The following is a 1,019-nucleotide window of genomic DNA, read 5'->3' as shown; positions in this document are numbered from 1 at the left end:
CCTTGGAGCTGTCACCGACCAGGTGCACACCGCCACCGTTCACACCCACCAGACTTAACAGCGGCCCCGCCAAAGCGCAGCCGATAGCCAAGGTCAACACTGGATTACCCAGACATTTAGCCGCGATCAACGTTTGCCAGTGGGACAGATCGCCTTTGGCCGCAAACAACGTCGGGGCTTGGCCGCTGGACTGAAAGCGCACGGTATCACTACCGAGCGTGCGGTCAGGCAATACAAAGGCGCCGGACACATGCCAACCGGGGCGGGTGGTGGTGGCCAATGTCAACTCAGGCTCTTGGTCCATCAGGTATTCCATAAACGCGACGCGCTTTTTCAGCGCAATAATGACCCCCATAGAAAACAGGCTACGTCGTGCGTCCTCTCCGCTCCCCCCGAACACCTCCATGGGCAGCACCCATTCGCGCGTGCCGGCGTGGGTGGCCAAGCGCAGCAGACGGCCTTCGCTGCCGTCCTCCGTGCGCACCGTACGGGCGACGACCATGACCGGCGTTGAAACCCACTCGTCAGCAGGGTGGCGTTCGCCTTCGGCGTCGGTCCGTGTCGTGTGCCAATACACGCCGGGGCGCAGTTTTCGCCCGCCCTCCAGCTGCACTGGGTGTTCATACACTGCCCAGCTCGGGCGAACCGGGGCCCGTAGGGGTGAACATGCGCTTACAAAATGAGCCGCGATTCTGGCGGATTGGTCGGCCATGCCGGGGGGCGGGGTGGTGCCCTCCGTGGCCCCGGCTGTGCCGCCCAGATCGATGGCGCGTGGTGCGTGCTCATTCGTTACCATGGGCCGCGCTCCAGTTATGCAGATCATTAAAATCAGTCAGGTGGTCCGGCGCATCGGCGGGCCATTGAGGAAAGCCCACTAAACAATCCGCCGCGAGGGCCGCCGCATTGGCGGCTTTCCAGCCGGGGTTCCCCTCGGTCAGGCGATCGTCATCCCCGGCGATCAGCAGTTGTTGCGCTTCACCGACTGCCCCGCGCAAGGCCAGCGCCACCGGGCGCAGGTT

General features: G+C 64.0%; 1 protein-coding gene and 1 pseudogene. Both read right to left on the bottom strand.

Going from position 1 to position 1,019, the window contains the following annotated elements; all coding sequences use genetic code 11:
- Positions 1 to 712, bottom strand: a 712-nt coding sequence (locus ACIQVE_RS29770; RefSeq protein ID WP_402815551.1) for a DUF927 domain-containing protein, incomplete at its 3' end; no start/stop codon positions are given.
- A gap of 70 nt (positions 713 to 782) precedes the next feature.
- Positions 783 to 1,019 (bottom strand): annotated as a pseudogene (locus ACIQVE_RS29765) (topoisomerase); the annotation flags it as partial.

The sequence above is a fragment of the Pseudomonas sp. NPDC098747 genome (assembly GCF_044760045.1).
In the GTDB taxonomy this organism is placed as follows: Bacteria; Pseudomonadota; Gammaproteobacteria; order Pseudomonadales; family Pseudomonadaceae; genus Aquipseudomonas.
The sequence above is the reverse complement of the archived record's forward strand: the minus strand, read 5'-3'. Positions and strand labels throughout refer to the sequence as shown.